Annotated in this window: 6 protein-coding genes; 3 read left to right on the forward strand and 3 right to left on the reverse strand. The window is 63.7% G+C overall.

Annotation, left to right across the window (positions count from 1 at the left end; all coding sequences use genetic code 11):
• Positions 1–36: 36 nt before the first annotated feature.
• From IVA82_RS14415 to ppx, 3 genes are all read left to right on the forward strand, one after another.
• Entirely contained in the window at positions 37–714 is a 678-nt protein-coding gene (locus IVA82_RS14415) for a DnaA/Hda family protein (protein ID WP_247386919.1), read from the forward strand.
• A 141-nt stretch (positions 715–855) separates the two neighbouring features.
• Positions 856–3,045: an RNA degradosome polyphosphate kinase gene (locus tag IVA82_RS14420; protein WP_247386923.1), complete on the forward strand. Its 2,190-nt coding sequence runs from the start codon at positions 856–858 to the stop codon at positions 3,043–3,045.
• Between the two features lie 15 nt (positions 3,046–3,060).
• Positions 3,061–4,563 carry an exopolyphosphatase gene (gene ppx, locus IVA82_RS14425; RefSeq protein ID WP_247386920.1) on the forward strand — a complete coding sequence of 501 codons (1,503 nt, stop codon included), beginning with the start codon at positions 3,061–3,063 and terminating at the stop codon, positions 4,561–4,563.
• Positions 4,564–4,569: 6 nt separating this feature from the next.
• On the opposite strand, the gene IVA82_RS14430 is transcribed toward ppx, so the two are convergent.
• From IVA82_RS14430 to IVA82_RS14440, 3 genes are all read right to left on the reverse strand, one after another.
• Positions 4,570–5,694, reverse strand: a complete 1,125-nt coding sequence (locus IVA82_RS14430; RefSeq protein WP_256469647.1) for a PepSY-associated TM helix domain-containing protein — start codon at positions 5,692–5,694, stop codon at positions 4,570–4,572.
• A 158-nt stretch (positions 5,695–5,852) separates the two neighbouring features.
• Positions 5,853–6,911, reverse strand: coding sequence for a TonB-dependent receptor (locus tag IVA82_RS14435; RefSeq protein WP_247493335.1), 1,059 nt, complete (start codon positions 6,909–6,911; stop codon positions 5,853–5,855).
• On the reverse strand, positions 6,880–7,707 hold the full coding sequence (locus tag IVA82_RS14440) for a TonB-dependent receptor plug domain-containing protein (RefSeq protein WP_346658759.1): 828 nt from the start codon (positions 7,705–7,707) through the stop codon (positions 6,880–6,882). Before IVA82_RS14440 ends, IVA82_RS14435 begins: the two co-directional genes overlap by 32 nt.
• Between the last annotated feature and the right edge of the window lie 263 nt (positions 7,708–7,970).

Genomic DNA, 7,970 nt, shown 5'->3' on the forward strand with positions numbered 1-7,970 from the left:
ACTGAAGCCGGCCGTCCGGCATGGAGCAAAGCAAGCGTGGCAGGCCGCGTTCATCCCCGACAATTGGCGTTTTCACTTCCGCATGCGGAAAGCCTGAGCCGGGACAATTTCCTCGAAGGTCCCGCCAATGCGGCCGGTCTCGGCCTGATCGACAGTTGGCCGGAATGGCCGAACCGGATCATGTGGCTGGCCGGCCCCGAAGGAAGCGGCAAGAGCCATCTCGGAGCGATCTGGGCCGAGGACGCCGGCGCCCGCTCGACCACGGCGAATGCGCTGATCCCCGCGAGCGTGCCCGGCGCGCTCGCGACCGGCGCCTTGGTGGTCGAGGATCTCAAGGCAAAGGAATTCGACGAGCGCGCCGTCTTCCATCTGATGAACCTCGCGCGTGAAGACGGCGCCTACGTCCTCTTCACCGGACGCGAGGTGCCTGCTGCCCTCGACATCGAACTGCGCGACCTGCGCTCCCGGTTGCGGGCTGTTCCCGTGGTCTCGCTGTTGCCGCCAGACGACCAGCTGTTCCGCGGCCTGATCGTCAAGTTCTGCGCCGACCGCCAGCTCGCCGTTGACGAGACCGTGGTCAGCTACCTCACCACCCGCCTCGAGCGGTCCTCAGCAGCCGCCCGCCAGGCTGTGGAATTGCTCGACAGCGAGGCGCTGCGGCTCGGCCGTCCCGTCACCCGGGCGCTCGCCGCCGAGCTGCTGCGCGACGCCTGAGTCGGCTCCCCATCCACAGCGCTTGACGCGGCGCGCCGGCGGAACGTCAATGTCATCGAAACGTCATCGCACTCACACATGCTCGCGCCGGTTTTGCGCATAAGTCGCAAAGTGAGGCGAAACAGGATGGATCGGCTTCTGATGGACTCTGCGCAAGTCATTGAAATTAAAGAAAAAACTCAAGAATTCGAAGGCCAGCCGACGATCGCTTCGAGCCCCGAGCGGTTCATCAACCGCGAGCTATCGTGGCTGCATTTCAACCGGCGCGTCCTGGAGGAATCGGTCAATCCCAGCCACCCCGTGCTGGAGCGGGTGCGATTCCTGTCGATTTCGGCGAATAATCTCGACGAATTCTTCATGGTCCGCGTCGCCGGCATCAAGGCCCAGGTGCGCGAGGGTATTGCCGAGCGCAGCCCGGACGGCTTGACCCCGTCCGAGCAGCTCGCCCTGATCAACCAGACTGTCTCCAAGCTGGCCTCCGACCAGCAGGCGATCTGGCGCGGCCTGCGCGGCTCGCTGGCCGACGTCGGCATCGTCCTGGTGGACGGCAAGGAGGTCACTAAGGCGGAGCGGACCTGGATCGAGGACTACTTCCTCGCCAACGTGTTCCCGCTGCTGACGCCGCTCGCGATCGACCCGGCCCATCCCTTCCCGTTCATTCCGAGCCTCGGCTTCACCATCGCGCTCCAGCTCACGCGCGCCGCCGACGGCAAGCAAATGAACGCGCTGATCCGCATGCCCGGCAAGATCGACCGCTTCATCCGCCTGCCGGCCGACGGCACGGTGCGGCTAATCACCCTGGAGCAAGCGACTGCCCTGTTCATCAATCGCCTATTCCCCGGCTACAACCTGCACGGCCAGGGCGCCTTCCGCATCATCCGCGACTCCGAGCTGGAAATCGAGGAAGAAGCCGAAGACCTCGTCCGCCTGTTCGAGACCGCGCTGAAGCGTCGTCGCCGCGGTTCGGTGATCCGGCTCGAGATCGACGCCAAGATGCCGGAGCAGCTGCGCAGCTTCGTGCAGCACGCGCTGTCGGCCGCTGACGACGAGGTGTTTCTGGTCGACGGCGTGCTCGCCATGAACGAGCTGTCCCAGCTCACCCGCCTCGACCGGCCCGACCTCGAATTCACGCCTTACGTGCCACGCCATCCCGAGCGCGTGCGCGAGCACGGCGGCGACATTTTTGCCGCGATCCGGCAGAAGGACTTGGTCGTCCATCACCCCTACGAATCCTTCGATGTGGTGGTGCAGTTCCTCCAGCAGGCCACGCGCGATCCGGACGTCGTCGCGATCAAGCAAACGCTCTACCGCACCTCCAACAACTCGCCGATCGTGCGTGCGCTCGCGGAAGCCGCGGAAGCCGGCAAGTCGGTCACCGCGCTGATCGAGCTGAAGGCGCGATTCGACGAAGAGGCCAACATCCGCTGGGCGCGCGACCTCGAACGCGCCGGCGTCCAGGTGGTCTACGGCTTCCTCGAACTCAAGACCCACGCCAAGCTGTCGATGGTGGTGCGCCGCGAAGGTGGCAGCCTCACCACCTATGTCCATACCGGCACCGGCAACTATCACCCGGTGACCGCGCGCATCTACACCGACCTCTCCTACTTCACCTCGGAGCCGACCATCGGCCGCGACGCCGCGCGCGTGTTCAACTTCATCACCGGCTATGCGGCGCCAAGCGATCTCGAAAAGATGGCGGTGTCGCCGCTGACCCTGCGCAAGCGCATCATCCAGCACATCCAGGGCGAGACCGAGCATGCCCGGCACGGCAAGCCGGGCGCGGTCTGGATGAAGATGAATGCGCTGGTCGACCCCGACATCATCGACGCGCTCTACGAAGCGTCACAGGCCGGCGTCCAGGTCGAGCTCGTGGTGCGAGGCATCTGCTGCCTGCGGCCTGGCATTCCGGGCCTGTCGGAAAACATCCGCGTCAAGTCGATCATCGGACGCTTCCTGGAACACGGCCGAATCTACTGCTTCGGCATGGGCCAGGGCCTGCCGAGCGCGAAAGCGGCTGTGTATATCTCGTCCGCCGACATGATGCCGCGCAACCTCGACCGCCGCGTCGAGGTGCTGTGTCCGTTGCAAAATCCCACGGTGCATCAGCAGGTTCTCGAACAGATCATGGTCGCGAACCTGAAGGACAATGAGCAGAGCTGGCAATTGTTGCCGGACGGGTCCTCAACGCGTATGAAGACCGCGAAGGGCGAGGAGCCTTTCAACGTCCACAACTACTTCATGACAAATCCGAGTCTGTCTGGCCGTGGAAAGTCGCTCAAGGAATCCTCGCCGCGCCGTCTCACGCGCCGGAACGAACGTCATCAGCCCTGATCGGGGATTTCTGACGTGACGAGGCCGCGCGAGCGCGGCTCAAGCGTCGCTGTCATCGATATCGGCTCCAACTCGGTGCGTCTCGTCGTCTACGAGGCGCTGGCGCGGAGCCTGATTCCGATCTTCAACGAGAAGACGCTGTGCGGCCTCGGCCGCGAGGTGCAGAGCACGGGCCTGCTTGCGCCGGATGCCGTCGACAAGGCGCTGACCTCGCTGAAGCGATTCCGCGCGCTGTGCCGGGTGATGCAGGTGGGGCGCGTGTTCGCAATCGCCACTGCGGCGTGCCGTGACGCCTCCAACGGCCCCGACTTCATCGCCAAAGCCGAACGCATTTGCGCCGTCAAGATCGAGATCTTGTCCGGGCCGCGCGAGGCGCGGCTGTCGGCGCTCGGCGTGATCTCGGGGATTCACTATCCCGACGGCATCGTCGGCGATCTCGGAGGCGGCTCGCTCGAACTGATCGACGTGCGCAGGAACAGCGTGCGCAGCGGCGTGACGCTGCCGCTGGGCGGCCTGGCACTCCAGGACCTCGCCCACAAATCGCTGAAGCGGGCCGACCGCATCGTCCGCGAGGCGCTCGACGATGTGCCGCAGCTCAAGGCGGGCAGCGGCCGCGCCTTCTATGCGGTCGGCGGCACCTGGCGCGCGCTTGCCCGCATCCACATCATCCAGAGCGGCTATCCGCTCCAGGTGATGCACGGCTATTCGATTTCGGCCGCCGAGGCGCTCGACTTTTCGCGCCGTCTGCGCCGTCTCGCGGCCGCCGACATGCTGGCCGACATCGAGATCGTCGCCGACGCGCGCCGCCCTCTCCTCACCTATGCCGCGCTGGTGCTCGAGCACATCATCCGTGTGGCAAAACCGAAGACCATCGTGTTCTCGACCTTCGGCGTGCGCGAGGGCCTGCTGCACGAGAAGTTATCGGAGACCGAGCGCAGCAAGGACGGATTGATCTGCGCGGCGGAAGAGCTCAATCAGCTGCTGTCGCGCTCGGCACGCCACGCCCGCGAGCTGATCGCCTGGACCGACCGTCTCGCGCGCGTGGTGAAGCTGCGTGAGACCGAAGAGGACCGCCGCTTACGCCACGCCGCCTGCCTGCTCTCCGACATCGGCTGGCGCGTGCATCCCGACCATCGCGGCGAGCAGACGCTGAGCCTGGTCGTCAACGGCAATTTCGGCGCTATCACCCACATCGAGCGCGCCTTTGTCGGCCTGTCGGTGTTCTATCGCTATGCGGGGCTGAGCGAGGAAAACCAGCCGCCGGTGGCGATGCAAGAGCTGCTGACGCCGGCGCAGCTCGAACGCGCCCGTCTGCTGGGGGCGGCCTTCCGCGTCGCGCATCTGATCTCGGCGGCGCGGCCGGGCGTCTTGCCTGCCACGCATTTCCGCAGCGGGAGCCGCAAGTTGGTGCTGGTGTTCGAGCACCGCCTCGGCGATCTCGTCGCCGACCGCGTCGGCAGCCGCTTCCGCCAGCTCGCCCGCCTGATCGGCCGCGCCGGCTCGGTCGTGAGGCGCTAAAAACAACTATCCGGTCCTAATCCTCCCCGGACGTCTCTTAAGCCACATGATCACGCCGCTGATGAACAGGACGAGAGGCGCGAAGCCGACTGTGAAAACCACCAGGCGTCCCACGAGTCCGAACGCCGCGCCGTTATGGAGCCAGAGCTGTTCGGCCAAATAGCGGTCGCCTATCGACATGGTGCCTGGAGTGCGGTCATGCACCACTGCGCCACTCCATGGATCAAGCCAGATCGCCCCCCGTGCCCGTACGGCGGGATCAGCGCCGTCGGGACGGAACTGCACGCGCCAGGTGCTGCGCGTTGCGGTTGGCGGGTTGAACATAGCGATGGCCACGCCAGGCTTGGCCGCTTGTGCGATTCGCACGATCGCATCGGCCGGGAGCAGCGGCGTCCCGATCGGAGACGGCATTTCGATCCGCGGCGAGGGATCAGGCGTCGGTTGCGAGAGAAGGCCAACGACAGGCCGTATCATGCCGGGAAAAATGATCCCGACGCCGGTGATTGAGATCATCAACAGCGCGAACAGCGCCCAAAAGCCGGCTGCGCCATGAACGTTGAAAGCAAATCGAAGCAGCGAAACGTCCTTGCGCACCGATACCGATCGCCAGAAGCGACCCGGCCTCGGCCACCACAGGAATAGGCCCGACATGGCCAAACCGAGCAGCATGAACCCGGCCACGCCGACCAGCTCGTTGCCCCACCACTCATAGAGCAGCAGCGTGTAGTGGAGACGATAAATCTTGAGGGCGAACGCGTTGACGTAGTCACGCCGCCCGAGCACCTTCCCGTTCGAAGGATCGACCATGGTCGTCCAACGATTGGGGTAGCGGCCTGTCGCGGTTTGGTGCGCATGTATCACGACCCAGACGGGCCAGATCCGATCCGGCGCCAGGATCGTGGCAATCGGCGCGGGATCCGCTGCTGCGGCGGCGCGCATCACTTCCGTCAATGTGACCTTTTGTTCCCAGTCAGCGGGGGCGTAAAGCGCCGGATTCAGAGCAACATCGATCTCCCGATAGAACACGATGAAGCTTCCCGTGAGACCTATCAGCACCACGACGATGCCACCGATCAATCCGAGCCATCGGTGAGCCCATCGGAGCGCGTGCCGCGCGCGCCCGGGCAGCATTCCCGAACGGGCGGGCGCGGAGCCGTCTCGTCGTGGCGCCCTGATTCTTTCGTCCATTCAGAGCACCCGCAGTCTGCGCGTGATCGTAGCTCCGCAGCTGGCCTCGATGACGTTCGGCGCGCCCAACCTCGTCACTGCACGCGCCAAAGCCGACTGGTTCAGAAATCGGTCGACATCGACAACAGCAGGGCTTGCGGCGCGCCTTGCGACAATGCAGAGAAGCTCGCCACGCCCGCCCAATAATTCGTATCGAACACGTTCTGGACCAGGGCCCTAAGCGTGACCGGCCGGTTGTTGAACCGCGTGTTGTAGCGGGCCCCGAGGTCGAGCCTCGTCCAGGCCGGAACAAGTTGCGTGTTCGCTGCATCCAGATATTGGTGTCCCGTATAGACGGTGTTTGCGACCAGCGTCAGTCCAGGTGCGAACGGCGTGTCCCATTCGGCAGACAAATTGGCTTGCACCTGAGGCACACCGATCGGCGTCTTGCCGAGATTGGCTGGCGTGCTCGACTTTGTCAGCTCGGGGTCGATCAGCGTCACGCCGCCAAGGACTCGAATACCCGGCTGCACCTCTCCGAACACGGTGAACTCCAAGCCGCGATTGCGCTGTTCGGCGTCGGCCCGGAAGACCTTGTCGACACCCGACTGTCCCGACGGCTTGGTGATCTCGAACACGCTGATCGTGGTGGCCAGCATTCCGAAATCGATCTTGACGCCTGCCTCCTGCTGCCTGCTGAAGTAGGGCGCAAGAACTTCTCCTTGATTGCTCGCAGTCGTCGGTGCGATGTCGCCTTTGCTGAGCCCTTCGATATAGTTGGCATACAACGAAACGTTGCTCCAGGGCTTGACGACGAGGCCGACCATCGGCGTGAGCGCCGTTTGGTCATAGGAGGAAGCGACCGATCCCGTGGTGCTGAAATTGTTGGATCTGACCCCCTGCTGCCGCACGCCAACGGTCAGCTGAAGACGCTCCTGGAAAACCGACAAAGTGTCGGCCAACGCCAGTCCGGTCAATTCTGTATCCGAAAGCTTCGGAACGGTCGCGGGAGCGGGAACGAGCTGCTCGGGACGGGCGATCGGCGCATAGATGTTGGACAACACCGGCGTCCCGGACAAAGAGCCTCGTGATATCTGATCTGCGTAGTAGCTCCCCTGGAAACTCACGGCGTGACTGATCGCGCCGGTTTCAAACCGGGCGCGTACGCCGGCGTCGGCCACGTTCCTGTCGATATCGAATTTTGAAATGTCCGGGTGTCGACGTGGTGTTGCCGGCCGCGTTCAGGATCGTCGGCGTGCCGAACAGACGATCGACCTGGGTCCTGCCACCGCCGCCGTCGGCGAACACCGTCACTGAATCCGTCACATCGTATTCGGCGCGCGCCAGCAGCGAGTTGTCATGAACCGTGGCCCATTCCCAGGCCTGCGTGACATTGCGCCTCCCAGCCGGCGCGGTCGGGACAGCTACGCCTGTTGCGACCAGAAACGGCCTCGTGGGCGCGTCGAACTTTTCTTCCTGATCGATGAAGTCGAGCGAAGCTCTGAATTTCTCGCCGCGATAGTCGAACGCCGCGGCGCCGACATGCGCCTCCCGGCTCTGGTTATCCAGCGGTGTATCGCCATTGTGATAGCTGCCATTGACACGAATGCCAAATTCGCGGTTATCACCGAACCGTCGACTCACGTCGAGGTGCGTGCCGAACTGGGAGTTCGTCGCGTAGTCGGTCGTAACCCGTGTGAGATCGACATCCCCAGCACGTTTTGGAACGATGTTGATGGTGCCCCCGACGCTGCTGTTTGGGGCCATTCCATAAAGCAGCGCAGTCGGACCTTTGATGATTTCGATGCGTTCGACGTAATCGGTGAACACACGATAGTTCGGTGCAACGCCATAGACACCGTTGAAGGCAATTTCTCCGACATTTCCCTCCCCGATCGGAAAGCCGCGGATGAAGAAAGAGTCGAGAATGCCACCGGTTTGACCCGTCCGGCCGTGCGTTGCAAGAGGTTCGTCGATCTGGTGGTAAGCGGTCTTGCATCAATGTATCCGGTCTCTAGTTGGAGCTGTTTTGCTCCGGACCATCATGGATATCAGCGCGCGTGCGACCTCATTAACGGACAGGCCTCGACGGGCCATCCGGGTCACCAGTGTTCGCATGCGCTCGGAAGACCGATCCTCCATCTCTACTTATCCTCTCGCAGACCTCGGCTGGAAACTGTTGATAGGGTTACGTCATCGCCTGCTCCTCATACCGCGCAGTTCCTTTGTTCGAGGCAAGG

It is taken from the genome of Bradyrhizobium sp. 142 (assembly GCF_023074015.1).
Lineage (GTDB): Bacteria > Pseudomonadota > Alphaproteobacteria > Rhizobiales > Xanthobacteraceae > Bradyrhizobium.

What these genes read in the sequence shown, in the direction of transcription:
- IVA82_RS14420 (WP_247386923.1), top strand. Translation starts at nt 856, where the DNA reads ATGGACTCTGCGCAAGTCATTGAAATTAAAGAAAAAACTCAAGAATTC.
- IVA82_RS14430 (WP_256469647.1), bottom strand. Translation starts at nt 5,694, where the DNA reads ATGCTGCCCGGGCGCGCGCGGCACGCGCTCCGATGGGCTCACCGATGG.